General features: G+C 68.4%; 26 protein-coding genes and 2 rRNA genes. 16 read left to right on the top strand and 12 right to left on the bottom strand.

The window, feature by feature from the left end; genetic code table 11:
• Positions 1–3 precede the first annotated feature (3 nt).
• The 5 genes from OHA89_RS17840 to pstB all read left to right on the top strand — a co-directional run bounded on the left by OHA89_RS17840 (position 4) and on the right by pstB (position 5,332).
• A complete protein-coding gene (locus OHA89_RS17840) occupies positions 4–957 on the top strand; it encodes a CHAD domain-containing protein (protein WP_266608632.1) in 954 nt (317 codons plus the stop codon).
• Between the two features lie 233 nt (positions 958–1,190).
• Entirely contained in the window at positions 1,191–2,327 is a 1,137-nt protein-coding gene (gene pstS / locus OHA89_RS17845) for a phosphate ABC transporter substrate-binding protein PstS (protein ID WP_257555172.1), read from the top strand.
• Positions 2,328–2,453: 126 nt separating this feature from the next.
• Positions 2,454–3,443, top strand: a complete 990-nt coding sequence (pstC, locus tag OHA89_RS17850) for a phosphate ABC transporter permease subunit PstC (RefSeq protein ID WP_215139664.1) — start codon at positions 2,454–2,456, stop codon at positions 3,441–3,443.
• Entirely contained in the window at positions 3,443–4,525 is a 1,083-nt protein-coding gene (pstA, locus tag OHA89_RS17855; RefSeq protein WP_266608633.1) for a phosphate ABC transporter permease PstA, read from the top strand. Before pstC ends, pstA begins: the two co-directional genes overlap by 1 nt.
• A gap of 30 nt (positions 4,526–4,555) precedes the next feature.
• A complete protein-coding gene (gene pstB, locus OHA89_RS17860; protein ID WP_257555176.1) occupies positions 4,556–5,332 on the top strand; it encodes a phosphate ABC transporter ATP-binding protein PstB in 777 nt (258 codons plus the stop codon).
• A gap of 125 nt (positions 5,333–5,457) precedes the next feature.
• On the opposite strand, the gene OHA89_RS17865 is transcribed toward pstB, so the two are convergent.
• Positions 5,458–6,456: an inorganic phosphate transporter gene (locus tag OHA89_RS17865; protein WP_257555178.1), complete on the bottom strand. Its 999-nt coding sequence runs from the start codon at positions 6,454–6,456 to the stop codon at positions 5,458–5,460.
• Between the two features lie 5 nt (positions 6,457–6,461).
• Positions 6,462–7,082: a DUF47 domain-containing protein gene (locus OHA89_RS17870; RefSeq protein WP_008742369.1), complete on the bottom strand. Its 621-nt coding sequence runs from the start codon at positions 7,080–7,082 to the stop codon at positions 6,462–6,464.
• 194 nt (positions 7,083–7,276) lie between these two features.
• On the opposite strand from OHA89_RS17870, the gene OHA89_RS17875 reads away from it, so the two are divergent.
• A complete protein-coding gene (locus tag OHA89_RS17875; RefSeq protein ID WP_030009310.1) occupies positions 7,277–7,591 on the top strand; it encodes a metal-sensitive transcriptional regulator in 315 nt (104 codons plus the stop codon).
• Between the two features lie 17 nt (positions 7,592–7,608).
• Here OHA89_RS17875 and OHA89_RS17880 read toward each other — a convergent pair whose 3' ends face one another.
• Both OHA89_RS17880 and OHA89_RS17885 read right to left on the bottom strand, forming a co-directional pair.
• Positions 7,609–7,764, bottom strand: coding sequence for a hypothetical protein (locus tag OHA89_RS17880; protein WP_199808149.1), 156 nt, complete (start codon positions 7,762–7,764; stop codon positions 7,609–7,611).
• A gap of 147 nt (positions 7,765–7,911) precedes the next feature.
• Positions 7,912–8,742: a hypothetical protein gene (locus OHA89_RS17885; protein WP_266608637.1), complete on the bottom strand. Its 831-nt coding sequence runs from the start codon at positions 8,740–8,742 to the stop codon at positions 7,912–7,914.
• Positions 8,743–8,874: 132 nt separating this feature from the next.
• Here OHA89_RS17885 and OHA89_RS17890 point away from each other — a divergent pair, with 132 nt between their 5' ends.
• Together OHA89_RS17890 and OHA89_RS17895 are read left to right on the top strand one after the other, a co-directional pair.
• Positions 8,875–9,099 carry a hypothetical protein gene (locus tag OHA89_RS17890; RefSeq protein ID WP_257555182.1) on the top strand — a complete coding sequence of 75 codons (225 nt, stop codon included), beginning with the start codon at positions 8,875–8,877 and terminating at the stop codon, positions 9,097–9,099.
• 81 nt (positions 9,100–9,180) lie between these two features.
• The gene (locus OHA89_RS17895; protein WP_266608641.1) at positions 9,181–9,399 is read left to right on the top strand and encodes a hypothetical protein; all 219 of its coding nucleotides are present in this window, start codon (positions 9,181–9,183) and stop codon (positions 9,397–9,399) included.
• Between the two features lie 126 nt (positions 9,400–9,525).
• On the opposite strand, the gene OHA89_RS17900 is transcribed toward OHA89_RS17895, so the two are convergent.
• From OHA89_RS17900 to OHA89_RS17915, 4 genes are all read right to left on the bottom strand, one after another.
• Complete coding sequence (locus tag OHA89_RS17900; protein ID WP_266608643.1) at positions 9,526–10,266, bottom strand: phosphatase PAP2 family protein; 741 nt, start codon at positions 10,264–10,266, stop codon at positions 9,526–9,528.
• 204 nt (positions 10,267–10,470) lie between these two features.
• Positions 10,471–11,481: a bifunctional lytic transglycosylase/C40 family peptidase gene (locus tag OHA89_RS17905; protein WP_257559365.1), complete on the bottom strand. Its 1,011-nt coding sequence runs from the start codon at positions 11,479–11,481 to the stop codon at positions 10,471–10,473.
• A 187-nt stretch (positions 11,482–11,668) separates the two neighbouring features.
• Positions 11,669–12,463: a thioesterase family protein gene (locus OHA89_RS17910; RefSeq protein ID WP_266608645.1), complete on the bottom strand. Its 795-nt coding sequence runs from the start codon at positions 12,461–12,463 to the stop codon at positions 11,669–11,671.
• 62 nt (positions 12,464–12,525) lie between these two features.
• Entirely contained in the window at positions 12,526–13,134 is a 609-nt protein-coding gene (locus tag OHA89_RS17915; protein ID WP_215139672.1) for a LysE family translocator, read from the bottom strand.
• Between the two features lie 64 nt (positions 13,135–13,198).
• On the opposite strand from OHA89_RS17915, the gene OHA89_RS17920 reads away from it, so the two are divergent.
• Both OHA89_RS17920 and OHA89_RS17925 read left to right on the top strand, forming a co-directional pair.
• On the top strand, positions 13,199–13,693 hold the full coding sequence (locus OHA89_RS17920; protein WP_266943763.1) for a GNAT family N-acetyltransferase: 495 nt from the start codon (positions 13,199–13,201) through the stop codon (positions 13,691–13,693).
• Positions 13,694–13,695: 2 nt separating this feature from the next.
• The gene (locus tag OHA89_RS17925) at positions 13,696–14,514 is read left to right on the top strand and encodes a pentapeptide repeat-containing protein (RefSeq protein WP_406366617.1); all 819 of its coding nucleotides are present in this window, start codon (positions 13,696–13,698) and stop codon (positions 14,512–14,514) included.
• 20 nt (positions 14,515–14,534) lie between these two features.
• Here OHA89_RS17925 and OHA89_RS17930 read toward each other — a convergent pair whose 3' ends face one another.
• Positions 14,535–15,413 carry an alpha/beta fold hydrolase gene (locus OHA89_RS17930; protein ID WP_406366618.1) on the bottom strand — a complete coding sequence of 293 codons (879 nt, stop codon included), beginning with the start codon at positions 15,411–15,413 and terminating at the stop codon, positions 14,535–14,537.
• 322 nt (positions 15,414–15,735) lie between these two features.
• On the opposite strand from OHA89_RS17930, the gene OHA89_RS17935 reads away from it, so the two are divergent.
• The 6 genes from OHA89_RS17935 (at position 15,736) to OHA89_RS17960 (ending at position 22,777) form a co-directional block, all read left to right on the top strand.
• Positions 15,736–16,044 carry a hypothetical protein gene (locus OHA89_RS17935; RefSeq protein WP_008742356.1) on the top strand — a complete coding sequence of 103 codons (309 nt, stop codon included), beginning with the start codon at positions 15,736–15,738 and terminating at the stop codon, positions 16,042–16,044.
• A gap of 97 nt (positions 16,045–16,141) precedes the next feature.
• Entirely contained in the window at positions 16,142–16,948 is an 807-nt protein-coding gene (locus tag OHA89_RS17940; RefSeq protein WP_266608654.1) for a hypothetical protein, read from the top strand.
• The gene (locus OHA89_RS17945; protein ID WP_266608656.1) at positions 16,938–18,257 is read left to right on the top strand and encodes a hypothetical protein; all 1,320 of its coding nucleotides are present in this window, start codon (positions 16,938–16,940) and stop codon (positions 18,255–18,257) included. Before OHA89_RS17940 ends, OHA89_RS17945 begins: the two co-directional genes overlap by 11 nt.
• Positions 18,254–19,816: an SCO6880 family protein gene (locus tag OHA89_RS17950; RefSeq protein WP_215139677.1), complete on the top strand. Its 1,563-nt coding sequence runs from the start codon at positions 18,254–18,256 to the stop codon at positions 19,814–19,816. Before OHA89_RS17945 ends, OHA89_RS17950 begins: the two co-directional genes overlap by 4 nt.
• A 19-nt stretch (positions 19,817–19,835) precedes the next feature.
• Positions 19,836–21,257: an ATP-binding protein gene (locus OHA89_RS17955; protein ID WP_215139678.1), complete on the top strand. Its 1,422-nt coding sequence runs from the start codon at positions 19,836–19,838 to the stop codon at positions 21,255–21,257.
• A gap of 2 nt (positions 21,258–21,259) precedes the next feature.
• A complete protein-coding gene (locus tag OHA89_RS17960) occupies positions 21,260–22,777 on the top strand; it encodes a type VI secretion protein (protein WP_266608660.1) in 1,518 nt (505 codons plus the stop codon).
• 12 nt (positions 22,778–22,789) lie between these two features.
• Here the strand turns inward: OHA89_RS17960 and OHA89_RS17965 are convergent, their stop codons facing one another.
• The 3 genes from OHA89_RS17965 to OHA89_RS17975 form a co-directional block, all read right to left on the bottom strand.
• Entirely contained in the window at positions 22,790–23,353 is a 564-nt protein-coding gene (locus OHA89_RS17965) for a GNAT family N-acetyltransferase (RefSeq protein ID WP_406366621.1), read from the bottom strand.
• Between the two features lie 110 nt (positions 23,354–23,463).
• Positions 23,464–23,580 (bottom strand): 5S ribosomal RNA (gene rrf, locus OHA89_RS17970).
• 77 nt (positions 23,581–23,657) lie between these two features.
• Positions 23,658–26,780, bottom strand: a 23S ribosomal RNA gene (locus tag OHA89_RS17975).
• Positions 26,781–26,976 lie beyond the last annotated feature (196 nt).

The raw sequence follows: 26,976 nt of genomic DNA on the forward strand, positions 1-26,976 counted from the left end.
CCGATGGCAGTTACGGCATGCGCGGGTGACGTGCTCGGCACGTACCTGCGCACCCAGGCCACGGCCTTCTTGCGCGGGCTCCGCCTGCACGAGGAGACCGGGGCCGACGCCTCGGAAGGAAGCGATGCGGCGCGCAGCCTGCGGGGGGCCGCGCGCCGGATCAGCGGTTCCCTGGCCACCTTCCGGGTGGTGACCGAGTCCTCCTGGGCGGACGGGCTCCGCACCGAGCTGGTGTGGCTGTCCTCGACCCTGGCCGACGAGCACGCGTACGCCGCCCGGCTGGCCCGGCTGATGGACGCGCTCCACCGGCTGTCGGGCACGTCCGAGGTCCCGGCGCCGCGCGGTACGGCCGGCGCGCTCACGGTGGGCTCGGCGCGCGCGGGCGCGCTGCTGGAACGCCAGCTCACCCTGGCCCGTACGCGCGCCCACTCGGCGACCCTCCAAGCCCTGGGCTCCGCCCGTTTCCACGCGGTGGCGGACGCGGTGGCGGTGCTGGCCTCGGAGGTCCCGCTGGATCCGGTCGCGGCTCGGGGCCGCATCGAGGACGTCCTGGTGCCGCTGGCCGCGGTGGCCGAAACCCGCCTGTCGGCGGCGGTCTCGGCGCTGCCGCCGGCCGAGGACACGCACCGGTACGACGCGGACTGTGACGGGCCCTGGCACGAGGTACGCCGCCTCCTGCGGGTCCACCGGTACGCGCGGGAGGCGCTGGGCGAGGACGTGACGCGCCCCGCGGCCGCGGGCGAGGCCCTGGACCGCCACCGCGACGCGGCCGAGGCGGCGAACGCCTCCGCGGCGGCGGCCCGCACCCCGCGCATCGCCCCGGCGACGGCGTACGCGCTGGGCATCCTGCACGCGGACCAGCGCCACGCGGTCGAGTCCGCCCGTTTCGACTTCCGGCAGATCTGGCTCCCCGCCTCCGCGGACTCCCGCGGTCACGCCGAGATAACAGCCGGATAACGGAAGATTACGCCTGTGGGCGGACCTGCCGGATCGCACCGGGTCGTCCGCCACGGTTCACCGTCCGTTCACTCGGCCCGGTCGGCCGCTTCACTTGATCTGACTAATTTCAGCGGTGCAAGGTGGGAGCCGCCCGGAAAACGAGCAGCTCAGCCTCGCAACCGACGTAGTCCTCTTCGCACGCCGCCCCGATACAGAAAGCGGCCGGCGGCTTCTGGAAGGAACACCCGAAAGTGAAGCTTCAGCGCAAGAACATGCTTCGTGCCTCCGCCCTCGGGGCGCTTGTCGTGTCCGGCGCCCTGGTCCTCACGGCGTGCGGCTCGGACGACAACACCAAGGACACCGGCGCGAGCGGCAAGCCGTCGGCGGCCGCCGCGGGCGACATCAAGTGCGACGACGCCAAGGGCAAGCTCCTGGCCTCGGGCTCTTCCGCGCAGAAGAACGCGGTCGAGCTGTGGGTGAAGAACTACATGGCCGCCTGCTCCGGCGTCGAGGTGAACTACAAGTCCTCCTCCTCCGGTGAGGGCATCGTCGCCTTCAACCAGGGCACCGTCGGTTTCGCCGGCTCCGACTCGGCGCTGAAGCCGGAGCAGGTCGAGGAGTCGAAGAAGGTCTGCACCGGTGGCCAGGGCATCAACCTGCCGATGGTCGGTGGCCCCGTCGCCCTCGGCTTCAACGTCGCCGGCGTGGAGAAGCTGAACCTCGACGCCGCCACGGTCGCCAACATCTTCAACGACAAGATCAAGAAGTGGGACGACGAGGCGATCAAGAAGCTGAACCCCGGCGTCACGCTTCCCTCCACCGCGATCCAGGCCTTCCACCGCTCCGACGACTCGGGCACCACCGAGAACGTCACCAAGTACCTCAAGGCCACCGCGCCCGACGCCTGGCCGTACGAGGCCGCGAAGAAGTGGGCCGCTCCGGGTGGCCAGGCCGCCTCCGGCTCCGCCGGTGTGGCCGCCCAGGTCAAGCAGGTCGACGGTTCGATCGGCTACTTCGAGCTCTCCTTCGCCAGCTCGCAGAGCATCAAGACGGTCGACCTGAACACGGGCGCCTCCGCCCCGGTCAAGGCCACCGGTGAGAACGCCTCCAAGGCCATCGCCGCCGCCAAGGTCGCCGGCACCGGTTCCGACCTGGCCCTGAAGCTCGACTACACCACCAAGGCCGAGGGCGCTTACCCGCTGGTCCTGGTGACGTACGAGGTCGTCTGCGACAAGGGCAACAAGGCCGAGACGCTCCCGACCGTGAAGTCCTTCCTGAACTACGCCGCCTCCGACGCGGGCCAGAAGGTCCTCCTCGAGAACGGCTACGCGCCGATCCCGGCCGAGATCAACGCCAAGGTCCGCGAGGCCGTCGCCAAGCTGGGCTAGTCCTGACCCTCGGTGCCGGGCGGATCCCGTCCGACCGCCCGGCACCCGAGGACCCTCCCCCTCCACCCAGGGGGATCCGGTGCACCGCCGCCAGGGGGCCTGCCCCCCACACAGACCGGAAAGACCATGGCTTCCACCACACCCACCCCGATAGACACGGCTCCGCCCGTCTCCAGGAGCAAGGGATCCACCGGCCGCGCCGGTGACAAGATCTTCGCCGGGCTCTCCAAGGGCTCCGGCATTCTGCTGCTGGTGATCATGGCGTCGATCGCCGCCTTCCTCACCTACCGCGCCACGATCGCCCTGTCGAAGAACGAGGGGAACTTCCTCACCACCTTCGACTGGAACGCGTCGGCCAACCCGCCCGTCTTCGGCATCGCCGTCCTGCTCTTCGGCACCGTCGTCAGCTCGATCATCGCGATGGCCATCGCGGTTCCGATCGCTGTCGGCATCGCCCTGTTCATCTCGCACTACGCGCCGCGCAAGCTGGCCGCCCCCCTCGCCTACGTGGTCGACCTGCTGGCCGCCGTGCCGTCGATCATCTACGGCATCTGGGGCGCCCTCTTCCTCGTCCCGCAGCTGGCAGGCCTGAACCTCTGGCTCGACGAGTACATGGGCTGGACCTACGTCTTCGAGAAGACCCAGGTCGGCGTGGCCCGCTCGCTCTTCACCGTCGGCATCCTGCTCGCGATCATGATCCTGCCGATCGTGACCAGCGTCAGCCGCGAGGTCTTCCTCCAGGTTCCGCGCATGAACGAGGAGGCAGCCCTGGCCCTCGGCGCGACCCGCTGGGAGGTCATCCGGATGTCGGTGCTGCCCTTCGGCCGCTCCGGCGTCATCTCCGCCTCGATGCTCGGCCTCGGCCGCGCACTCGGCGAGACCATGGCCGTCGCGACCGTCCTCTCCCCGAGCTTCCTGATCTCCGGCCACATCCTGAACCCGGGTGGCGGCACCTTCGCGCAGAACATCGCCGCGAAGTTCGACGAGGCCAACGAGTTCGGCCGGGACGCGCTGATCGCCTCCGGTCTGGTCCTCTTCCTGCTCACCCTGCTGGTCAACGGTGCAGCCCGCCTGATCATCGCTCGCCGCAAGGACTTCTCGGGGGCGAACGCCTGATGAGCCACGCAATCCAGGACCAGCGGCCCGCCCGGGCCCCCAAGTCCCCCGCGCCCGCCAAGCTCACCCGAGGCGGCCTGCCCCGCTGGGCCCCGGCCGGCATCGCGGTCCTCTCGATCGCCCTCGGCAGCGGCATCGGCATCGTCTTCGACCTCCACAGCAAGGTCCAGTGGGGTCTGATCGCGGCCATCCTGTTCGTCATCATCACGTACACCGCCAGCTCGGTCGTCGAGAACCGCCGCCAGGCCAAGGACCGCGTCGCGACCTCCGTCGTGTGGGTCTGCTTCGTCCTCGCGGTCGTCCCGCTGCTCTCGCTGATGTGGACCACGATCAGCCGCGGCCTCAAGCTCCTCAGCGGCAGCTTCCTGAGCCACTCGATGAACGGCGTGACCAGCTTCGACGAGGGCGGCGGCGTCTACCACGCCCTGCTCGGCACCATCGAGCAGGTCGCCCTGGCCACCCTGATCGCGGCGCCCATCGGCCTGCTGACCGCCGTCTACCTGGTCGAGTACGGCCGGGGCTCGCTCGCCAAGGCCGTGACCTTCTTCGTCGACGTCATGACCGGCATCCCCTCCATCGTCGCGGGTCTGTTCATCCTGACGACCTGGAACCTGATGCTCGGCTTCGGCCCCTCCGGCTTCGCCGGCGCCATGGCCCTGTCGATCCTGATGATGCCCGTAGTGGTCCGCTCCACCGAGGAGATGCTCAAGCTCGTCCCGAACGAGCTGCGCGAGGCCGCCCTCGCCCTCGGTGTGCCGAAGTGGCGCATGATCCTCAAGGTCGTGCTCCCCACCGCCATCGGCGGCATCTCCACCGGTGTCATGCTGGCAGTGGCCCGCATCGCCGGTGAGACCGCGCCGATCATGCTGCTGGTCTTCGGTTCCCAGCTGATCAACGGAAACCCCTTCGAAGGTGCTCAGTCCTCGCTCCCGCTGTACATCTGGGAGCAGTACAAGGTCGGCAGTGAAGCCTCCTACGACCGGGCATGGGCCGCAGCGCTCGTCCTGATCGCCTTCGTCATGATCCTCAATCTGGTGGCCCGCGGCATCGCCCGCTGGAAGGCCCCGAAGACCGGTCGCTGACGCGACCACATGAAAGCGAAGTGACCCCTCATGGCGAAGCGAATCGACGTCAGCGGACTGTCCGCCTTCTACGGCACCCACAAGGCCATCGATGACATCTCGATGACCGTGGAGCCCCGCTCCGTGACCGCCTTCATCGGCCCGTCCGGCTGCGGCAAGTCCACCTTCCTGCGCACCCTGAACCGCATGCACGAGGTCACCCCCGGTGGCCGCGTCGAGGGCAAGGTGCTCCTGGACGACGAGAACCTGTACGGCCCCGGCGTGGACCCGGTCGCGGTCCGCCGCACGGTCGGCATGGTCTTCCAGCGCCCGAACCCCTTCCCCACCATGTCGATCTTCGACAACGTGGCGGCGGGCCTGCGCCTGAACGGCTCCTTCAAGAAGTCCGAGCTCCAGGACATCGTCGAGCGGTCCCTCCAGGGCGCCAACCTCTGGAACGAGGTCAAGGACCGCCTGAACAAGCCCGGCTCCGGCCTCTCCGGCGGCCAGCAGCAGCGTCTGTGCATAGCCCGCGCCATCGCGGTCGAGCCGCAGGTCCTGCTGATGGACGAGCCCTGCTCGGCCCTCGACCCGATCTCCACCCTCGCCATCGAGGACCTGATCGGCGAGCTCAAGGAGCGCTTCACGATCGTCATCGTGACGCACAACATGCAGCAGGCGGCCCGTGTCTCCGACCGCACCGCCTTCTTCAACCTCTCCGCGGTCGGCCAGCCCGGCAAGCTCGTCGAGATAGACGACACGGACCGGATCTTCTCCAACCCGTCCGTCCAGGCGACCGAGGACTACATCTCGGGCCGCTTCGGCTAAAGAGATGTCGTGAACGTCCTGCGGTGCTGCATGGCGGTGCCACCGCAAGGCGAAAGAAAGAAAAAGGGCCGGCTCCCCCTGGGTGGGGGGAGCCGGCCCGCTTTCGTACGGGGCGGGTTCGCGGGCTAGACGAACGCCAGGTTCACGACCCAGAAGCACAGCGCGGCGACCAGGGCCGCGGCCGGCATCGTGATGAACCAGCCCAGGACGATGTTCTTGGCGACGCCCCAGCGGACCGCGTTCACGCGCTTGGTCGCGCCCACACCCATGATCGCCGAGGTGATCACGTGGGTGGTGGAGATCGGCGCGTGGAAGAGGTACGCCGAGCCGAACATGATCGAGGCGCCCGTGGTCTCGGCCGCGAAGCCCTGCGGCGGGTCCAGCTCGATGATCTTGCGGCCGAGGGTGCGCATGATGCGCCAGCCGCCGGCGTACGTACCCAGCGACAGCATCACGGCACACACGATCTTGACCCAGATCGGGATCTCGTCTTCGGCGGTCTGCACGTCGGCGATGACCAGCGCCATCACGACGATGCCCATCGTCTTCTGCGCGTCCTGGAGGCCGTGGCCCAGCGCCATCGCCGCCGCGGACACGGTCTGCGCGATACGGAAACCGTGCTTCGCCTTGTGCGGGTTGGACCGGCGGAACATCCACATGATGCCCACCATCACCAGGAAACCGATGATCAGACCGACGACGGGCGAGACGAACATCGGGATGACGACCTTGTCGATCACACCCGACCAGATCACCCCGGTGCCGCCCGCCAGCGCCGCGCCCACCATGCCGCCGAACAGCGCGTGCGAGGAGGAAGAGGGCAGGCCGAAGTACCAGGTGATCAGGTTCCAGACGATCGCGCCGACGAGCGCCGAGAAGAGGATCCACATGCCCCGGTTGCCGTGGGGCGTCTCGATCAGGCCCTCGCTGACCGTCTTGGCGACCCCGCTGCCCAGGAAGGCACCGGCGAGGTTCATCACGGCGGCCATCGCCAGCGCCGCGCGCGGGGTCAGCGCCCGCGTCGAGACGGACGTCGCGATCGCGTTCGCCGAGTCGTGAAAACCATTCGTATATGTAAAGCCGAGCGCGACACCGATGGTCACGACCAGAGCGAAGGTGTCCACGAGGTTCAGGACTCCTTGACCGCGATGGTCTCCACCGTGTTCGCAACGTGCTCGAACGCGTCGGCCGCCTCTTCGAGCACGTCGACGATCTGCTTGAGCTTCAGCACCTCGATGGCGTCGTACTTGCCGTTGAAGAGCTGGGCGAGCAGCTTGCGGTGGATCTGGTCGGCCTGGTTCTCAAGGCGGTTGACCTCGATCCAGTACTCGGTGAGGTTGTCCATCGTCCGCAGGTGCGGCATGGCCTCGGCGGTCAGCTCGGCCGCGCGCGCCAGCACCTCGATCTGCTGCTCGACACCCTTGGGGAGCTCCTCCACGTTGTAGAGGACGACCAGGTCGACCGCCTCCTCCATGAAGTCCATGATGTCGTCGAGCGACGAGGCCAGATTGTAGATGTCCTCGCGGTCGAACGGCGTGATGAAGGAGGAGTTCAGCTGGTGGAAGATCGCGTGGGTCGCGTCGTCCCCCGCGTGTTCCGCCGCCCGCATCCGCTCCGCGATCTCGGCCCGGGCGGAGGAGTCCGCTCCGAGCAGTTCCATCAGGAGCTTGGAGCCCGTGACGATGTTGTCCGCGGATGCGGCGAACATGTCGTAGAAGCTCGTCTCCCTGGGGGTCAGACGAAATCGCACGTGAGGTCCTCGGGGTGCATTGGATTCGGTCAGGCTGATGCTAGGCGCATCCCCCGGCCACGGCTAACCGGCAGTTCCCCAGTGTCCTCCATCAGGCAGAGTGGGGAACACGGGCCCCTGCTCCCCCGGCCGCGGCCCGGTATCCTATACCCATGAGGGGTATGCATCCCCTCGTTCCGGACCAGGGAGGACGCATGACGACCATCGAGGCGGAGGGCTCCGGAGCCGTCCACGGCTATCACCACCAGAAGGACGAGCACCTCAAGCGGCTGCGCCGGATCGAGGGTCAGATCCGCGGCCTCCAGCGGCTCGTCGACGAGGACGTCTACTGCATCGACATACTCACCCAGGTCTCGGCGAGCACGAAGGCGCTCCAGTCCTTCGCGCTCCAGCTGCTCGAGGAGCACCTGCGCCATTGCGTCGCCGACGCCGCCGTCAAGGGCGGCACCGAAATCGACGCGAAGGTCGAGGAGGCCACGAAGGCCATCGCCCGCCTCCTGCGCACCTGATTCCCGGCAGCGGCGCGTCAGCCGGACCAGATCCCCATCAGCACCTCGTCGATCCGGTCCTGGCTCAGCCGCTCCTCGGCGGCGGCCGAAGCCGCGATGATCAGCTCACCGCACAGCTCGATCTCGGCGAGCGCCACATGATCCTGCACCGTCGTACCGCCTGCGGGAGTCACGCGTGTCACCTCAATCTGCCGTCTTCGGTCGTCGGCGCTCGACTTCTCAGCGTAGGGAGGGGACGGCACGCGGCGCATGACACGGATGGACCATTTCCGGATACCCGGCCATGACCCGATCGCGCAGCCGCCGCCCCGCCCGCACCGCTAGTCGGCGATCTTCCCGGCGTAAATGTCCCCGCTTGGGGGCAATACGACGGTCACCGGTGTCCCGAATCCGTACAGCAGCGTGGTCGACGAGACATCGATCACGCCATTGTTGACGTACGTGAACCGGTGGCGGACCTTCCGCAGCCGCCCCTCCTCGTCCAGGTAGACGTCGAACGGCACGGTGTCCTTGCTGAACCCTTTCGCCGCCGCCTCCAGCGCCCCTCTGACCTCAGCCGACGCACTCCCCGCGGCCCGCCCGATGTCGGTGGTCCCCCGGTAGTGCCGCACCTTGGTGCCGGCCACCTCGGTCTCCCCGACGTACGTCACCTCCTGGACGCCCCGCAGCAGCTCGGCCGCGACCAGCGGATCGGTGGCCCCGCCCGTGACCAGGTTCCCGTCGGCGAGGGTCGTCGTGTCGACCCGGACCCACTTGTCGTCCGGGACGCCCGCGCCCCGGTTCTTCATGTAGAGGGCGCCCGGCACCAGCAGCTCGGTGATGGGCCGGTGCTCGGCCTTGCCCTTCACGTCGGCCGGGAGCATGACCAGCAGCTGGCCCATCCGGTTCTTGAAGTCGACCCCGCCCTCGCCGTGGATCGTGACCCTGGTCCCGCCGGTGGCCATCTCCATGGCCGTACGGGCCCGGGCACTGCCCGCCGCCATCAGCGCGTCGGCGGCCCCGCGGACCACCGCCGCCGCGTCCGGGGGAGGCCGGTCGTCGCTGCCGGCGCCCGCGCACCCGCCCATCGCCGTGACCGCCAGGGTGACGCCGACGGCGAGCAGCGCCTCACCCGCACGCTCGCGCCGCCGCCTGTGCTGGTGCACCACCATCGCCTGCCAACCCCCAACGCATGACCGCTGTTTGCCCGAGGCCCCCACCCGCTCCGGTTAACGAGGTCAGGGGTTTCCCGTCACGGCCGGAACCGCTCCGCGACCCTTGGCCGACCCAGGTACGGTGGGAGCGTGGAACCGCACACGAAAGCGACCCTGGCCCTTCCGCTTGCCTCCGCCGTGCCGCAGCAGCGGCCGCACCAGCCGCATCAGCCGGCGCCACCCTCCGGGCACACCACCTCCACCGCCGACCGCGGATCGTTCTGCCTGGCCGTCTGCACCTGCGGCTGGAGCGGCCCGGCCCGCCGCTCCCGCGACCTGGCGCGCAAGGACGCCGCCCGGCACACGGCGGGGTAACCGGGACAGCCGGGACGAGCGGCGTAGCCCGTTCGGACGGCCCGGCTGGCCGGGGCACGCCGGAGCGGATGCCCTGGACTCATGCCAGGACCCGCAGCCCGCCTCGCGGCCCTTCTCTGGGCCCTGCTCATCTCGCTGACGCCGGCCGCCGCGGCCTGGGCCCGGCCGGTCGGCTCAGCGGACGGTCCGGCCGACGTGGCCCTGGCCATCGGGCTCACCAGCGCCGCGGCCGTGGCCACCGGCCTGTGGCTGCGCTCCCGCTACCGCCGCGACGGCGACACCGACGGCAGCGACCGGTGACGCCCCGGCCCCGCCCGACGGCGGTGCGCCTGTGCTTCGGCGCGGCGGGGCTGTGCCTGGTGGTGGCCCTGCTGCTCGCCGTATGGGACTCCTACGGGGCGTAGGCCCGGAAACGGCCTACGCGGCCTACGCGGCGAGGTCGCTCTCGTGCGTACGCTGCCCGGCCGGCGGGGTCTGCGCCTGCGTCAGGTCTACCGGCCGGGGCAGCGCCCGGTCCTTGGCCCGTACGAGGCGCCCCAGTCGCGGGGAGCCGGCCACCGCACGCACCACCGGGGTCAGCAGTGCCATCGCGAGCGGCGCGAGCACCAGGACGACGGCGGCGGCCAGCGCGAACCCGCCGATGACGTCGGTGGGGTAGTGGACTCCCGCGTACACACGGCAGACGCCCTCGAGGACGGCCAGCGCGATCCCGATGAGCCCGAGCTTCCGGTTCGCGACGAACAGGCCCACGCCCAGGGCCATCGCGAGGGTGGCGTGGCCGCTGACGAAGGAGAAGTCGGCGCCTCCCAGTTCGGGTCCGAAGCCCGACCCGGGACCGGTGTCGAGCACCTGGAGCCCCTCGTGCTGCCGGAACGGCCGCGGCCGTCCCACGAATTCACGCAGCGGCGCGTTCACGAGCAGCGCCAGCCCGGCGGCCAGCGGGGCCCACACCAGCGCGGCGAAGGACTCGACGGCCGTGCTCTCGTCCTGGTGGCGGGCACCGCGCCAGCACCACAGGACCAGCAGCACCAGAGCCAGCGGAATCCCGTATTCACCGACCAGGCCGACGGCCCGGTCCAGCCAGTCCGGCGCCCGCCGGGCCAGCCCGTTGATCCCGTACAGCAGGCTGACATCCACATTCGGCCCACCGGTCGTGAGTCCAGCCATGGTGATGCGGCCCCTTGCCCTTGCCGTGGTTCCCCTGCGGGCGCACGCCGGTGTGCGCCCCTTCGCCCCCCACTTGACCAACCCCCGTGCTCATGGAACGCCCGTTCTGGCAAGTACGTTCCACTCTCCACCGAATGATCACTTCAACGTTATCGAAGAGAGACTCATCGTCGCAGCTCAGGGCCTTGGCTTAACGGAGCGTGGCTAGGGCGACTTGCTCGCCGCGGCGCGCTCCGGAAGGGCCTCCGCACCGTCCTTCGTCACACGCGTCGCGCCGAAGTAGTCGGGCGTGTCGATCTTGTCGAAGCGGATCACGGCGCCGGTGTACGGAGCGTTGATCATGTAGCCGCCGCCCACGTAGAGCCCGACGTGCCGGATCTCCCGAGAGTTCGTCAGATCATCGGAGAAGAACACCAGGTCACCGGGCAGCAGTTGGTCGCGCGAAGGATGCGGACCGGCGTTGTACTGGTCGTTCGCCACGCGCGGCAGCTCGATCCCCACCGTCTCGTACGCGGCCTTGGTCAGCCCCGAACAGTCGAACCGCCCGTCCTGGTCGGGCGTTCCGTTGCCACCCCACAGGTACGGCGTACCGAGCTGCTTCTGCGCGAAGTAGATGGCCCCGGCGGCCTGTTGCGAGGGCGCGACCCGCCCGACGGGCCGGGCGAAGCTCTTCGCGAGGGTCGTGATCGTCTTCACATAGCCCTGGGTCTCCTTGTACGGCGGCACGCCCCCGTACTTGATGACCGCGTAGGCCCCCGCGTTGTAGGCGGCCAGCATGTTCGACGTCGCGTCACCCGGCACGCTCGCCACGTCCTTGGCCAGCTCGCAGTCGTACGAGGCCGCCGAGGGGATCGCGTCGCTCGGGTCCCAGATGTCCCGGTCCCCGTCACCGTCACCGTCGATGCCGTGGCCCGCCCACGTACCCGGGATGAACTGCGCGATGCCGCGCGCGTCCGCCGGGCTGACGGCGCTCGGGTTCCAGCCGCTCTCCGAGTACAGCTGGGCGGCGAGCAGCGCCGGGGTTATGGCCGGGCAGAGGTTGCCCCACTTCTCCACCAGCCCCTGGTACTTGGCGGGCACCGCCCCCTTCGCCAGGCCCACCGCACGGCCGCCCGCCCCGGCGGCCCCGACCAGGCCGGCGGCTGCCGAGTACGTCCCCACGACGAGCAGCGCCACGAAGGTCAGACACAACCCGACCCCGATCCCACCGGCCATCCAGAATCTGCGCACCCGTCAACCCTCCCCCATTCCCGTCACTTCAACGTGTGATTCGGCCGTGTCGCATGTCCTACTACCCCACTCGGAAACCCGAACAGGCGATGCGGGCGCACTTCATCGCCTCATCCTCGGCGTGACAGAAGACCACCGTCCAGTCCGCACGGGCGGCGGACGGGGGCACGGGCTACCGCGGAGCGACGAACAGGCTCTGCGCGCTGCGCCCGATGGGGCCCTTCTCGTCGTGCAGCCGGGCGTCGACGAGACCGATGCCGGCCGCGTCCACGCTCGTACGGGATTCCACACAGGCCCATTCACCGACCGGATGGCGGTGCAGATGGACCGTGAGGTCGCCGTTGACGAAGACGAACCGGCCGAAGTCCAGCACCGAGCTGATGCCGTTGCCGGAGTCGGCGGCGGTCAGCACCCGGTCCAGCGGACGGATCTCCTCTCCGGCGACGAGCGGAACCCTCATCCGCATCCAGCAGGTGCCCGGGCCCAGCTCCACGAAGGCGCCCTCGGTGAAGCGGGCTTCCATGGCCGTGTGGTAGCCGGTCTCCCACGGCACCGGGAAGAACGGCACCGCCACGGCCTCCCCGGGCGGCGGCAGCTGCGGGCCCGGCGCCACGGCCGGCACCGCCTCCTCGGCCACCCGGATCCGCAGGGCGCGCGCCAGCATCACCGGCGCCGCCGCGCCCTGCGGGGTGAGCGAGGCCTCGACCACCTCGGTGCCGCGGCCCGCCCGGAGCACGCTGGTGGTGATCTCCAGCGCGCCGATCGGCACCGGGCGCAGGATCTCGTACGTGATCCGCGCGATCCGCATGTCGGCGCGGGCGTCCGGACGCTCCTCGACGGCCCGCCCGAGCAGGGCGGCCGGGGGACCGGCGTGCTGCGAGCCCGGGTCCCACGGCCCGCGCGTGTACTCCGTGGCCACGAACCGGCCTGCGTCGATCCGCTCGAAGAACCCCTCGGCAGCACCCATGACGCCCACGCTACCGACAGGTAACCGACGTCACCAGCCCCTGTCTCAACCGCCGGCGGAGGTCAGCGGGCGAACCCCAGCCCCACGCCCAGCCCCACCAGCACCGACCCGATGGCCCGGTTCAGCGCCTTCTGCGCCTTCAGCATCCGGTCCCGCAGACGGGAGTTGGAGAAGAACAGCGCCACCGCCCCGAACCAGCCCAGGTGCGCCGCCGACATGAACAGCCCGTAGCCCGCCTGCTGCCACACCGGGGTGTCCGGGTTGACCACCTGGGTGAAGGTCGACACCACGAACAGCGTCGTCTTCGGGTTGAGCACATTGGTCAGGAACCCCGACCGCATCGCCCCGAGCCGGGTCAGCTGCGCCTTGGACTCCAGGTCCACCGCCACCTCGGCCCGCGCCCGGAAGGTGCGTATCCCGATCCACACCAGATACGCCGCGCCCGCCAGCTTGATCACGGTGAACAGGGTGGTGGAGGAGGCGATCAGCAGACCGACCCCGAGCATCGTGTAGGAGACGTGGACCAGGACACCGGCCGCGACCCCGGCCGCGGCGAACAGCCCGGTGGGCCGCCCGTAGAGGTAGCTGTTGCGTACGACCATGGCGAAATCGGCGCCGGGACTGATCACGGCGAGAAGAGTAATAACAGCGACTGCGATCACTTCTGTCATACCGCGATGCTCACCGCCCGCCCGCCCCCGGATCAACCCCGTTCGCCATCGGGATACTTGAGGAATGACCTTGCCGCACCTGATCTCCCTGCTCCCCTACCGCCCCGCGGAGGACGCACCGCTGCTGCGCACCTGGGTGACGACCCGCACCGAGCTGATCACCTGGGCCGGCCCCGCCTTCTCCTGGCCCCTGGACGACGCCCAGCTCGCCGCCTACGCCGCCGACCCCGGCCGGCACATATGGACCGCCGTGTCCCCCGGCAACCACCGCGTCGGGCACGTCTCCGTCTCCGGCACCCGCCTCGGCCGGGTACTGATCGCCCCCGAGGCCCGCGACCAGGGCCTCGGCAGAGCCCTCGTCTCCCAGGCCGTCGAGCTGTGCTTCGGCGAACTGGCACTGCCGGAGATCACCCTCGGCGTCTGGGCCCACAACACGGCCGCCCTGCGCATCTACGAGAAGCTCGGCTTCCGCACCGAGGAGATCCTCGAGGGCGTCGAGGAGGTCGACGGCGTCCCGTGGACCGCCGTCCAGATGCGGCTCACCGCCCCCGACCGGTAACAATGGACGACGTGCCCACGCGTCTCCCCCTCCTCCAGGCCGACTGCGCGAACTGCTTCGCGCTGTGCTGCGTCGCCCTCCCCTTCGCCAAGTCCAACGACTTCGCCGTGAACAAGCCCGCCGGAACCCCCTGCAAGAACCTCCGGGAGGACTTCCGCTGCGGAATCCACACCCGGCTGCGCGACACGGGCTTCCAGGGCTGCACGGTCTTCGACTGCTTCGGGGCGGGCCAGCAGGTGTCCCAGGTCACCTTCGGCGGCCGCGACTGGCGCGCCCACCCCGAGACCCGGGCGGAGATGTTCGACGTCTTCCCGGTGATGCGCCAGCTGCACGAGCTGCTCTTCTACGTCGCCGAGGCGCTGACCCTCCCGGACGCCGCCCCGCTCCACGCGCGGCTGCGCGAGGCGCTCGCGGAGACCGAGCAGTGGACGCGCGCGGACGCGCCCTCCCTCGCGGACCTGGACGTCGGCGCCCTCCGCCAGCAGATCAACACCCTGCTCCTGAAGACGAGCGAGCTCGTACGGGCCAAGGTGCCGGGCCGCAAGAAGAACCACCGCGGCGCCGACCTGATGGGCGCCCGCCTCTCCGGCGCGGACCTGCGCGGCGCGAACCTCCGCGGCGCCTACCTGATCGCCGCCGACCTCAGCCGCGCCGACCTCCGCACCGCCGACCTGATCGGCGCGGACTTCCGCGACGCCAACCTCCGCGGCGCGGACCTCCGCAACGCCCTCTTCCTCACCCAGCCCCAGCTGAACGCGGCCCAAGGCAACCCGAAGACCCAAATCCCCCCGTCCCTCACCCACCCCGCCCACTGGAGCTGACCACCGCTCCAGCCGCCGGGTCACACCCGGGCCAAGAACCCCCGCAAGGCGTCGTAAAACCCCTCCCCGCCCCCGAGCCGCACGCAATTGCCCGGCGCGTGCGACAGGTCGTCGTCGACCGCCCCGATGCCCTCCACCGCCCCGATGTCCTCCACCGCCACCGCCCGCACCAGATCCGGCCGCCGCGCCGCGAGCCGATACGCGTCGACCCCGCCCAGCGAGTGACCCACCACCACCGCGGGCCCCAGCCCCACGTACTCGAGAACGGCCGCGGCATCCGCCACGTACCCCTCCCCCGTGTCCGCGGCGGCCAGGTCCGACCCCCCGTGACCCCGCTCGTCGAGAGCGATCACCCGCCACCGGGGACCCACCTCCCGCGCCAGGTCCCCGAAGCTCCTGCCGTCCCGGAAGTGCCCGTGCAGCGCGAGCAGCGGCGCCCCCGGACCACCGAAGTCCGTATAGGCCGGCCGCCGCCCGTCCGGCATCCGCACCACACCCGGCAACGGCCCCAGCTTGTCGATGACCCGCCGGCGCAGCAGCTGGTACTCCTCCCAGCGCCTCGGCAGCCGCCCGCCCGGCCGCTTCCCCATCAGCCTCCCCGGCGTCACCGTCTGCCCGCGCCGGAACTGCTCCCGCGTCAGGTCGACCCGTATCCCCCCGGGCAACACGTTCCAGCAGTGGAAGCCCTGCTGCTCCCCGTCCAGCCAGACCTCGCCGACCATCAGCTCGCCGCCGACCATGTCCTGCACCACCAGGGCCGTGATGTCGCAGTGCCCCCAGGCCGGGTTGTCGGCCGTCCAGGGCGCCCGCTCGACATCGTCCGGCGAACAGGTCTCGGCCGACCATCCCGCCCGGATGGCAGCCTCCACGTCGGCAAGGGTCCACGGAGTCGTCGTCATGTCCCCAGGCTGCCGCACCCCACTGACAACGACACGCGAACCCACTGCGCCGAACGGCGGCCCCTCGCGTCACCCCCCGCACGCCGAGACGACAATCATTGCCCGGCGTCACACCCCGTGATACACAGAGTGACCATACGTTCTTTCGCATACACACCGCACCTGCGCAGGTCAGAGCACAGGGGCGGGACGCGGGCCGGGAGATCGGGTAAAGAGAGCCGTCAAGTCGACGACGGCGGCGGTTTCATCAGCGAAGATAGTACGTAACCCCTGCCGTCGGGCATGGGCTTCCGGAACTACCCATACAGGGGCGGTGAGTTACATGATCCTGGCAGCCGAAAAGGGCGACATCACCACCATCATCGGCGGAATCGCCCCGAACTGGGGGCCGTTCGGCAGTCTCGGCAACGAAGCGAAGGTCATGATCGAGGTGGTCATGGCCGTGGCGATCCTCCTCTGCCTCGGCATCGCCATCTGGGGCGCGGCCAAACAGCGCATCGGCGCGACCGCCCTGCGCGACACGTTCAGCGCGGAACAGGGCAAGGGCCTGATCGTGGCCGGCCTCACGGGCGTCTTCATCATCGGCTCCCTGGGCACCCTCTTCACCATCGTCTACGGAATGGCCGTCTAGCCGGGCCACCGCGGCCGTACCTGATGAGGACTCACCACACCGCGCCTACGCGGGAACCAGTACTACCGTCGTACGACGCGGAGGGGGCCGAAACGGAATGAGCAGCGAGGACCAGTACGGCGGCACGGGTCAGACCCGTACCCGCCTCCCGGACTCCAACGCCGACCCGTACGGCCCCACCCGCCGCACCCCGCGCACCTCCCGCAGCCTGATCACGGTGGTCGGCGTGGTGGTCCTCCTGATCGCGGCCATCGCGTTCGCGAACCAGGGCCCGGACACCCCGCAGGACAAGCCCCAGGGCAACTCCCCGGCCGCCTCCTCCACATCCCCCACGGGCACGACCCCGGTAACGGGCAAAAACGGCACCATCCCCAAGGGCTTCGCCCACGACGAACAGGGCGCGCAGTCGGCGGCAGCCAACTACGCCGTGGTCCTCGGCTCCGACGGGATGTTCAAGAAGAACAGCCGGAACGCCATCGTGGACGGGATCTATACGCCCGAGGCCGGACAGCAGCTGAAGGGCCCACTGGACCAGGCGTACTCGGCTGCCTTCCTGAGCCAGATGGGGCTCGACGCCAACGGCAACGCTCCGCAGGGCAGTGTCTTCGTCTCCCGGACCATTCCCGTCGGTACCAAGGTCGAGAGCTACAGCCCGGCCACCGCCAAGGTGTCCGTCTGGTACATGGGCCTCATCGGTATGTCCGGGCCCCAGTCCACCGACCCCGTGCGGACCGTGTGGAAGACCTGGACGTTCTCGCTGTCTTGGGCCGGAGACGACTGGAAGGCCGTCGCCGACGACCAGACGGACGGCCCTGCTCCCGTGCCCGGCGATGTACGGGCCTCGACGTCCGACGACATCAGCAAGGCCATCAAGGACTTCGGAGGGTTCACCTATGCCCGGTAGCCTCCGGCTCAAGGCAGGCGTCGTAGCCACCGTGCACCTGTCCGTCGTCGCACTGGCTTCCCGTGCCTACGCCGCGCCCACGCCTACTCCCACACCGTCGGCGGCGCCTTCGCCGCAGGCGAGCAACGACCCTTGCGACCTCCTCATCGGCCCCGCCAAGCAGTACTGCGAGCGCGGCGACAACGGAGCCAAGGGCGGAGCCCCGGGCCTGGCCCCCAACGACCCGGCCGACGCCCTCAACCCCCTCGCCTCCCTCGCCAAGGGCTGCGCCGACGCCGCAGCCTGGATCGTCGGCAAACTCAGCGAAGCGGTCAAGGGCACGGCCAACGTCGACTTCACCAACGCCACCTTCCTCAAGCAGTACGCCGTCGTCTTCGCCGCCTCCACCATCCTGACCCTCGTCCTCTGGCTCTTCGCCGTCGCCAAGCGAGCCGTCCGCGGCGTCCCCCTCACCACCGCCCTCTCCGAGGCGATCGGCTTCCTCTGGCTCACCGTCCTCGCCTCCGCCTTCACCCCCCTGATCCTCTACACCGTCGTCTCCGCCACCGACGGCGTCACCGAGGTCATCGCCTCCGCCGGCGGCGGCCAGACCGACGTCTTCTTCGGTTCCTTCTCCGAAGCCCTCAAGAAGGGCGACGACATCGGCGGCGGCCCGATCATGCTGATCGTCGTCTCCCTCGTCACCGTCCTCGCCGCCGGCATCCTCTTCCTGGAACTCTTCATCCGGGCCGCCCTCCTCTACGTCGGCGCCCTCCTCGGCGTCGTCGTCTACGCGGGCCTCGTCGACCGGAACCTCTGGGGCCACGTCCGCCGCTGGGCGGGCATCATGATCGCCGTCATCCTCGTGAAGCCGGTCATCGTCATCGTCCTCGGCCTCGCCGGAGCCCTGGCCGGCGAGAAGGGCCCCGACGCCTTCTCCGCCGTCGTCACCGGCCTCGCCATCATCCTCCTGGCGATCTTCGCCTCCGCGATGATCTACCGCTTCGTCCCCGGCTTTGGCGACGAGATCGCCTCCGCCCGCTCCAACCGCAGCAAGGCCACCGACGGCGCCCAGGCAGCCGCCGTCATCAGCTCCCCGGCCTCCCTCGTCTCACAGGGCATCAAGGCCCACAGCAGCCGCGGCGCCCACCGCGGCGGCGACGGCGGCGGCAGTACGCCCCGCCCCGCCAATCCCATCTCCGGAGGCGTGGCCGCCCACAGCAGCCGCCCCACCTCCGGCGGCGGGGCCGGCGGCGGATCTGTCCCCTCCGCCGCACCCCCGCCCCGCACGAGTTCGAGCACGAGGAACACAGGAGGTGACGGGCGTTGACGACCCAGTCCCACCAGATGCACCCGGTCGCGCCCCGCCGCACGTATCTCATCGGCCGGGCCCGGCCGAACGCGATCGTCGGCAAGAACCGCGAGACCGGCGAGATCGCCCTGATCATCACCGGGGCGTTCTTCGGCATGATGAGCGGACTGCTCGTCCCCGACCTCACCCTGCGCATCGTCAGCCTCGCCGGCTTCCCCATGCTCGCGCTCGCCGCCGTGTACGTCCCGTACAAGGGCCGCACCTTCTACCGCTGGTTCGAGATCAGTCGCAGCTACAAGCGCACCCTGCGACGCGGTACGACCTACCGCTCGGGCGCCATGGAAGCCGGCGTCCGCGGCGCCGACGGCCGCGAGGTCGAGGTCGGCCCGCCCCCCGGCATCGGCCGCATCAACTGGCTCGCCGCCCCCTTCGGCCCCGACGAGATCGCCGTACTCCTCCACGCGGACCGCAGAACGGTCACCGCCGCCATCGAGATCGAGGGCCCCGGCGTCGGCCTGCGCGACAGCGAGGACCAAGAGGCCCTCGTCGACCGCTTCGGCACCCTCCTCAAGCACGTGGCCAACGGCGACGGTTTCGTCACCCGCCTCCAGATGCTCGCCCGCACCCTGCCCGCCGACCCCGACGCGCACGCCAAGGACGTGGCCCAGCGCGGCGACACCCGGGCCCCCGGCTGGCTGCGCGAGTCCTACGACCAGCTCCAGTCGATGGTGTCGACCTCCTCCGAGCAGCACCGCGCGTACCTCGTCGCCTGCATGCACTACACCCGCGAACTCGCCGCCGAGGCCCACACCATCGCCCGCGCCGGCACCCCCCACAAGGGCCGCAAGCTCGACCGCGACGCCGGCCTCGCCATCGTCATGGCCCGCGAGCTCACCGACATCTGCGCCCGCCTCGCCGAAGCCGACATCCGCGTCCGCCAGCCGCTGGGCCAGGGCCGCCTCTCCTCGCTCGTGCACTCCATGTACGACCCGGACCACCCCATCGACCACATCCAGGCCATGACCAAGCGCAACGCCTGGCCCGCCGAACTCGACGCGGTGGAGCCCACCTTCCTCCAGGCCAAGACCCGCGAGTCCTCCACCCGCGCCCCCTGGTGCCACGCCACCGCGTGGGTGAAGGAATGGCCCATGACCCCCGTCGGCGTCAACTTCCTCGCCCCCCTCCTCGTCCACACCCCGGACGTCATCCGCACCGTCGCCGTCACCATGGACCTCGAGCCCACCGAGGTGGCCATCGAGCGGATGCTCACCGAGAAGACCAACGACGAGGCCGACGCCTCCCGCGCCGCCAAGATGAACCGCACCGTCGACCCGCGCGACATCGCCGCCCACGGCCGGCTCGACCAGAGGGGTGAAGATCTCGCCAGCGGTGCGGCGGGAGTCAACCTGGTCGGGTACATCACGGTGTCCTCACGTTCGCCGGAGGCGCTCGCCCGCGACAAGCGGACGATCCGCGCCTCCGCCGGCAAGTCCTACCTGAAGCTGGAGTGGTGCGACCGCGAGCACCACCGCGCCTTCGTCAACACCCTGCCGTTCGCCACCGGCATCCGACGCTAGCTGGAGGGAAGTGCCGCCCATGCGAGATCCCATGTCCGCGCTGACGGACGCCTTCACCAGCTTCCTCTTCGGCAAAGTCGAAACCACGCGCCTGCCCGTACGCACCTCCACCGGGCAGGCGCAGGCCGTCTACCTGCCCACCGCCGCCCCCGGACTCGGCGACTCCGGCGTCATCATCGGCCGCGAGGTCTACAGCGGCAAGGGCTACATCTACGACCCCTTCCAGCTCTACGGACAGCAGCTCCCGGCACCCCACTGGCTGGTCCTCGGCGAATCCGGCAACGGCAAGTCCGCCCTGGAGAAGACGTACGTATTGCGCCAGCTCCGCTTCAAGGACCGCCAGGTCGTCGTCCTCGACGCCCAGGGCGAAGACGGCGTCGGCGAATGGAACCTCATCGCCCAGCAGCTGGGGATAACCCCCATCCGCCTGGACCCCATCGCCGCCAACGACGACGGGATCCGCCTCAACCCCCTGGACCCGGCGATCACGACGACCGGACAGCTCGCGCTGCTCCGGACCATCATCGAAGTCGCCATGGGCCACGGCCTCGACGAGCGCGCCGGCTTCGCCCTCAAGGTCGCGCACGCCTACGTCGTCGATGCCATCCAGGACCGCCAGCCCGTCCTGACCGACATCGTGGAACAACTGCGCCACCCCGAGGCCGAATCCGCCCTCGCCATGAACGTCGACATAGACGATGTCCGCGCCTGGGGCCTCGACGTGGCCCTGGTCCTCGACCGCCTCGTCGACGGCGACCTCCGCGGCATGTTCGACGGCCCCACCACCGTCGGCATCGACCTCGACGCCCCGCTGATCGTCTTCGACCTCTCCCACATCGACCGCAACTCCATCGCGATGCCGATCCTCATGGCGATCGTCGGCGTCTGGCTGGAACACACCTGGATCCGGCCCGACCGCAAGAAGCGCATCTTCCTGGTCGAAGAGGCATGGCACATCATCAACAGTCCCTTCGTCGCCCAGCTGTTCCAGCGCCTCCTGAAGTTCGGCCGCCGCCTCGGCCTGTCCTTCGTCGCCGTCGTCCACCACCTGTCCGACGTCGTCGACGGCGCGGCCGCGCGCGAAGCCGCGGCCATCCTCAAGATGGCCTCCACCCGCACCATCTACGCCCAGAAGGCGGACGAAGCACGCGCCACCGGCCTCGTACTGGGCCTCCCCCGCTGGGCGGTCGAGATCATCCCGACGCTCACCCCCGGCATCGCGGTCTGGGACGTCAACGGCAACGTCCAGGTGGTCAAACACCTGATCACCGAGGCCGAGCGCCCCCTCGTCTACACCGACCGCGCCATGACCGAATCCTCGGTGCCCTCCCAGCTCCCGGACGAACTCCTCGCCGCCGAACTGGAGGCGGAGGAACGCGCCCTGTCCATCGAACGCCGCCGCAACAGCAGCGGCCCCGGTTCCGCGACCACGGTGGCCTGACCATGCCCGACGCCCGACGTACGGAGCCCCCCGCTCGCGCCGGGGGCATCCCGGACGGCCTGCTGATCGGCCTGCTGGCCTTCCTCCTCGGCCTCGCCGTCCTGGTCTGGTCGGCCACCGGCCTCGCCGCCCTCTTCGCCAAGGGCGCCTGGCCGCAGACCGTCACCTTCACCCGCACCCCGGAGGCCGTCCGCGCCCTGATAGCGCAACCGCACGACGTCCCGGGCGCCTGGCCCGACACCGACCCCGCGGCCCTCTCCGGCTGGGGCCTGTTCTGGGGCCTTTTCCTCAGCCAGCTCCTGGTGCTGTTCGTCCTCACCGTCTTCGCCATCGGCGTGATCGCCCGCACCAAATCGCGGCGCGCCCTGGCCAGACAGACCCCGGCACAGGACCCCGCACTGTACGAGGCCGAGCCCGCGCCGGCACGAACACCCGAACCCGCCGCTGCCCACCGGCCCACCCAGCACCGGACGGCTCTGCAACGGGACCAGCCAAATCCAGCCCCGCCTGGGGGTCCCCCCGGACGGAGTCTGGGGGAGTTTGAGGCGCGGGGTCTGGGGCAAAGCCCCAGCAACGGAGTCCGGCCAGGCTCCCCCACCTCGGCCCCGCAGCCCCGTCTCGCGTACGGCGGCCCGAACGACCGCTTCCGCGCGGCCGTACAGCGCGTCGGCGAGACGGAAGGCGCGATGCTGCTCGTGACCTCCTCCCCCACCCTCTGGGCCGAGACCAAGGACGCCCGCGCCAAACTCGGCCCGGTCCTCCTCTACGACCCCTCGCACCTGTGCGACACCCCCGCCCGCATGCACTGGAACCCGGCCGAGGGCTGCGCCGACCGCGACACCGCCGCCGCTCGCGCGATCGCCCTACTGGCCCCCGTACGCCCCCAGGCCCGCCTGGACGCCGCGGTCGCCGACACCGCGGAAACGCTCCTGCGCAGCTGGCTCCAGGCGGCCGCCCTCGAGGACCGCCCCTTCAAGCAGCTCCACCGCTGGACCCAGGGCAACAGCGCCCAGGACCCGGTCCGCATCCTGCGCACCCACCCCCAGGCGGCCCCCGGCGCCGCCGGCGAGCTGGAGAGCGCCCTCACCGCCCACCCCGAACGCCGGGAGCTGGCCCAGAACCTGACGGCCCGGGCCCTCTCCTGCCTGACCTCGATCCACATCCGCGAGGCCTGCAATCCGAACCGAACGGATTCGCTCACACTGGCTTCGTTCCTGAACGAAGGGGGCAGCCTCTACGTGGTGGGTGAACCCCTGGAAGATCCCCGCACCCACCCGGGTGCGATGCCCTTGCTGACGGCACTCGCCTCTGACGTGGTCGAGCACGGCCGCCGCATGGCCGCACGGTCATCCCACGGTCGGCTCGACCCACCACTTTCCCTCATCCTGGACGACGTGGCTGCGGTGGCCCCGATCCCCCAGCTCCCGGAGCTCCTGACCGACGAGACGCTCCCCCTCCTCGCCCTGTGCCGCAGCCGCGAACAGGCCCGCTCCCGCTGGCCCGACGCCGACCTGGCCTAGCCCTGTCCGGGCCTAGGCGGTCGCCGGCCTCAGGAACGCGTACTCCAGCTCCTTGGCGGACGGTTCGGCCGACACGAGCACGACCGTGCCCGTCGCCTCGAACCCGAACCGCCGATAGAACGCCTCGGCCCGCGCGTTGTCCTCGTGCACGAAGAGCCGTACGCGCTCCAGCCCCGGCTCCTCCAACGACCAGGCCCACTCCAACGCGGCCTCGAAGAGCCCTTCGGTCAGCCCGCTCCCCCGCTGCCCGGGCCGTACGAACACACCGACCAGATGCCCCTGAGCCTGCTCGATGACCCGGTCGAAAATATCGGTGGTTCCGCTCTCCTCGACCAGCACCGTCACCGACCCGGCCCACTCACCCCCGGGCCCCTCGGCGACGAACTGCCGCGCCGCCCGCCCGTGCGAAGCCCCCTCGGCACGCGCCTGCCAGAATTCGTCGGGCCTGCTCTCGGCCTGCTCCACGGTCTCCAGGAACGCCACGGGCGCCGCCGGGTCATTCAGCGCGGCAATCCGCAGCTCCTTGACCTTCTCCCACTCGTCACCACGCACCGGACGTATCACGTACTGATTCATGGTCAGAGATCCTAACCCCCGACGGAACCCGCGATGGATTCTGGTGGTGAACGCAGAAAAGCCCCGCACCGAACCCGTAAGGGTTTGGTGCGGGGCTTCCCGCAATGATTGTTCGGCGGCGTCCTACTCTCCCACAGGGTCCCCCCTGCAGTACCATCGGCGCTGAAAGGCTTAGCTTCCGGGTTCGGAATGTAACCGGGCGTTTCCCTAACGCTATGACCACCGAAACACTATGAAATTTGAACGCTGGCTATGGACACAGCTGTTCGTTATTTCAGAACTAACACAGTGGACGCGAGCAACTGAGGACAAGCCCTCGGCCTATTAGTACCAGTCAGCTTCACCCGTTACCGGGCTTCCACATCTGGCCTATCAACCCAGTCGTCTACTGGGAGCCTTACCCTCTCAAGGAGGTGGGAATACTCATCTTGAAGCAGGCTTCCCGCTTAGATGCTTTCAGCGGTTATCCCTCCCGAACGTAGCCAACCAGCCATGCCCTTGGCAGGACAACTGGCACACCAGAGGTTCGTCCGTCCCGGTCCTCTCGTACTAGGGACAGCCCTTCTCAATATTCCTACGCGCACAGCGGATAGGGACCGAACTGTCTCACGACGTTCTAAACCCAGCTCGCGTACCGCTTTAATGGGCGAACAGCCCAACCCTTGGGACCGACTCCAGCCCCAGGATGCGACGAGCCGACATCGAGGTGCCAAACCATCCCGTCGATATGGACTCTTGGGGAAGATCAGCCTGTTATCCCCGGGGTACCTTTTATCCGTTGAGCGACGGCGCTTCCACAAGCCACCGCCGGATCACTAGTCCCGACTTTCGTCCCTGCTCGACCCGTCGGTCTCACAGTCAAGCTCCCTTGTGCACTTACACTCAACACCTGATTGCCAACCAGGCTGAGGGAACCTTTGGGCGCCTCCGTTACCCTTTGGGAGGCAACCGCCCCAGTTAAACTACCCATCAGACACTGTCCCTGATCCGGATCACGGACCGAGGTTAGACATCCAGCACGACCAGAGTGGTATTTCAACGGCGACTCCACCCCAACTGGCGTTGGGGTTTCAAAGTCTCCCACCTATCCTACACAAGCCGAACCGAACACCAATATCAAACTATAGTAAAGGTCCCGGGGTCTTTCCGTCCTGCTGCGCGAAACGAGCATCTTTACTCGTAGTGCAATTTCACCGGGCCTATGGTTGAGACAGTCGAGAAGTCGTTACGCCATTCGTGCAGGTCGGAACTTACCCGACAAGGAATTTCGCTACCTTAGGATGGTTATAGTTACCACCGCCGTTTACTGGCGCTTAAGTTCTCAGCTTCGCACGCCCGAAAGCGCACTAACCGGTCCCCTTAACGTTCCAGCACCGGGCAGGCGTCAGTCCGTATACATCGCCTTACGGCTTCGCACGGACCTGTGTTTTTAGTAAACAGTCGCTTCTCGCTGGTCTCTGCGGCCACCCCCAGCTCACGGAGTAAATCCGATCACCAGTGATGGCCCCCCTTCTCCCGAAGTTACGGGGGCATTTTGCCGAGTTCCTTAACCATAGTTCACCCGAACGCCTCGGTATTCTCTACCTGACCACCTGAGTCGGTTTAGGGTACGGGCCGCCATGAAACTCGCTAGAGGCTTTTCTCGACAGCATAGGATCATCCACTTCACCACAATCGGCTCGGCATCAGGTCTCAGCCTTAATGAGGGACGGATTTGCCTACCCCTCGGCCTACACCCTTACCCCGGGACTACCACCGCCCGGGCTGGACTACCTTCCTGCGTCACCCCATCGCTTACCTACTACAAGTCTGGTTCGTCGGCTCCACCACTTTCCTTTCCCCGAAGGGTCCGGAACGGCTTCACGGACTTAGCATCGCCTGATTCGATATTGGGCGTTTCAAAGCGGGTACCGGAATATCAACCGGTTGTCCATCGACTACGCCTGTCGGCCTCGCCTTAGGTCCCGACTTACCCTGGGCAGATCAGCTTGACCCAGGAACCCTTAGTCAATCGGCGCACACGTTTCTCACGTGTGTATCGCTACTCATGCCTGCATTCTCACTCGTGAACCGTCCACAACTAGCTTCCGCTGCTGCTTCACCCGGCACACGACGCTCCCCTACCCATCACAGCGGGCGTTGGCCCTATTGCTGCAATGACACGACTTCGGCGGTACGCTTGAGCCCCGCTACATTGTCGGCGCGGAATCACTTGACCAGTGAGCTATTACGCACTCTTTCAAGGGTGGCTGCTTCTAAGCCAACCTCCTGGTTGTCTCTGCGACTCCACATCCTTTCCCACTTAGCGTACGCTTAGGGGCCTTAGTCGATGCTCTGGGCTGTTTCCCTCTCGACCATGGAGCTTATCCCCCACAGTCTCACTGCCGTGCTCTCACTTACCGGCATTCGGAGTTTGGCTAAGGTCAGTAACCCGGTAGGGCCCATCGCCTATCCAGTGCTCTACCTCCGGCAAGAAACACACGACGCTGCACCTAAATGCATTTCGGGGAGAACCAGCTATCACGGAGTTTGATTGGCCTTTCACCCCTAACCACAGGTCATCCCCCAGGTTTTCAACCCTGGTGGGTTCGGTCCTCCACGAAGTCTTACCTCCGCTTCAACCTGCCCATGGCTAGATCACTCCGCTTCGGGTCTAGAGCGTGCAACTCAATCGCCCTATTCGGACTCGCTTTCGCTACGGCTTCCCCACACGGGTTAACCTCGCTACACACCGCTAACTCGCAGGCTCATTCTTCAAAAGGCACGCAGTCACGACCCATTGGGTAAACCCAATGAGCGACGCTCCCACGGCTTGTAGGCACACGGTTTCAGGTACTATTTCACTCCGCTCCCGCGGTACTTTTCACCATTCCCTCACGGTACTATCCGCTATCGGTCACCAGGGAATATTTAGGCTTAGCGGGTGGTCCCGCCAGATTCACACGGGATTTCTCGGGCCCCGTGCTACTTGGGAGATTCTTAAGCAAGCCGCTGATGTTTCGTCTACGGGGGTCTTACCCTCTACGCCGGACCTTTCGCATGTCCTTCGACTACATCAACGGTTTCTGACTCGCCGACCGGCCGGCAGACCGATCAAAAGAATTCCCACAACCCCGCATGCGCAACCCCTGCCGGGTATCACACGCATACGGTTTGGCCTCATCCGGTTTCGCTCGCCACTACTCCCGGAATCACGGTTGTTTTCTCTTCCTGCGGGTACTGAGATGTTTCACTTCCCCGCGTTCCCTCCACATGCCCTATGTGTTCAGGCATGGGTGACAGCCCATGACGACTGCCGGGTTTCCCCATTCGGACACCCCCGGATCAAAGCTCAGTTGGCAGCTCCCCGGGGCCTATCGCGGCCTCTCACGTCCTTCATCGGTTCCTGGTGCCAAGGCATCCACCGTGCGCCCTTAAAAACTTGGCCACAGATGCTCGCGTCCACTGTGTAGTTCTCAAACAACGACCAGCCACCCATCACCCCACCAGACAAGCTAGTGAGTTCACTGGGGCCGGCACTGAAGACATGACCTCACGGCCGTACCTTCAGGACCCAACAACGTGCCAGACACGATCCCGTCCACTGTCACTGTTTTCCACGCCGAAGCAGTACTCACAGGAAG

This window comes from Streptomyces sp. NBC_01546, from assembly GCF_045208355.1.
Classification (GTDB): Bacteria; Actinomycetota; Actinomycetes; order Streptomycetales; family Streptomycetaceae; genus Streptomyces.

Coding starts and splice junctions, on each gene's coding strand:
- OHA89_RS17840 (WP_266608632.1), top strand. CDS start 4: ATGGCAGTTACGGCATGCGCGGGTGACGTGCTCGGCACGTACCTGCGC.
- pstC (WP_215139664.1), top strand. CDS start 2,454: ATGGCTTCCACCACACCCACCCCGATAGACACGGCTCCGCCCGTCTCC.
- pstA (WP_266608633.1), top strand. CDS start 3,443: ATGAGCCACGCAATCCAGGACCAGCGGCCCGCCCGGGCCCCCAAGTCC.
- pstB (WP_257555176.1), top strand. CDS start 4,556: ATGGCGAAGCGAATCGACGTCAGCGGACTGTCCGCCTTCTACGGCACC.
- OHA89_RS17875 (WP_030009310.1), top strand. CDS start 7,277: ATGACGACCATCGAGGCGGAGGGCTCCGGAGCCGTCCACGGCTATCAC.
- OHA89_RS17885 (WP_266608637.1), bottom strand. CDS start 8,742: ATGGTGGTGCACCAGCACAGGCGGCGGCGCGAGCGTGCGGGTGAGGCG.
- OHA89_RS17895 (WP_266608641.1), top strand. CDS start 9,181: ATGCCAGGACCCGCAGCCCGCCTCGCGGCCCTTCTCTGGGCCCTGCTC.
- OHA89_RS17900 (WP_266608643.1), bottom strand. CDS start 10,266: ATGGCTGGACTCACGACCGGTGGGCCGAATGTGGATGTCAGCCTGCTG.
- OHA89_RS17905 (WP_257559365.1), bottom strand. CDS start 11,481: ATGGCCGGTGGGATCGGGGTCGGGTTGTGTCTGACCTTCGTGGCGCTG.
- OHA89_RS17910 (WP_266608645.1), bottom strand. CDS start 12,463: ATGGGTGCTGCCGAGGGGTTCTTCGAGCGGATCGACGCAGGCCGGTTC.
- OHA89_RS17915 (WP_215139672.1), bottom strand. CDS start 13,134: ATGACAGAAGTGATCGCAGTCGCTGTTATTACTCTTCTCGCCGTGATC.
- OHA89_RS17920 (WP_266943763.1), top strand. CDS start 13,199: ATGACCTTGCCGCACCTGATCTCCCTGCTCCCCTACCGCCCCGCGGAG.
- OHA89_RS17925 (WP_406366617.1), top strand. CDS start 13,696: ATGGACGACGTGCCCACGCGTCTCCCCCTCCTCCAGGCCGACTGCGCG.
- OHA89_RS17930 (WP_406366618.1), bottom strand. CDS start 15,413: ATGACGACGACTCCGTGGACCCTTGCCGACGTGGAGGCTGCCATCCGG.
- OHA89_RS17935 (WP_008742356.1), top strand. CDS start 15,736: ATGATCCTGGCAGCCGAAAAGGGCGACATCACCACCATCATCGGCGGA.
- OHA89_RS17940 (WP_266608654.1), top strand. CDS start 16,142: ATGAGCAGCGAGGACCAGTACGGCGGCACGGGTCAGACCCGTACCCGC.
- OHA89_RS17945 (WP_266608656.1), top strand. CDS start 16,938: ATGCCCGGTAGCCTCCGGCTCAAGGCAGGCGTCGTAGCCACCGTGCAC.
- OHA89_RS17955 (WP_215139678.1), top strand. CDS start 19,836: ATGCGAGATCCCATGTCCGCGCTGACGGACGCCTTCACCAGCTTCCTC.
- OHA89_RS17960 (WP_266608660.1), top strand. CDS start 21,260: ATGCCCGACGCCCGACGTACGGAGCCCCCCGCTCGCGCCGGGGGCATC.
- OHA89_RS17965 (WP_406366621.1), bottom strand. CDS start 23,353: ATGAATCAGTACGTGATACGTCCGGTGCGTGGTGACGAGTGGGAGAAG.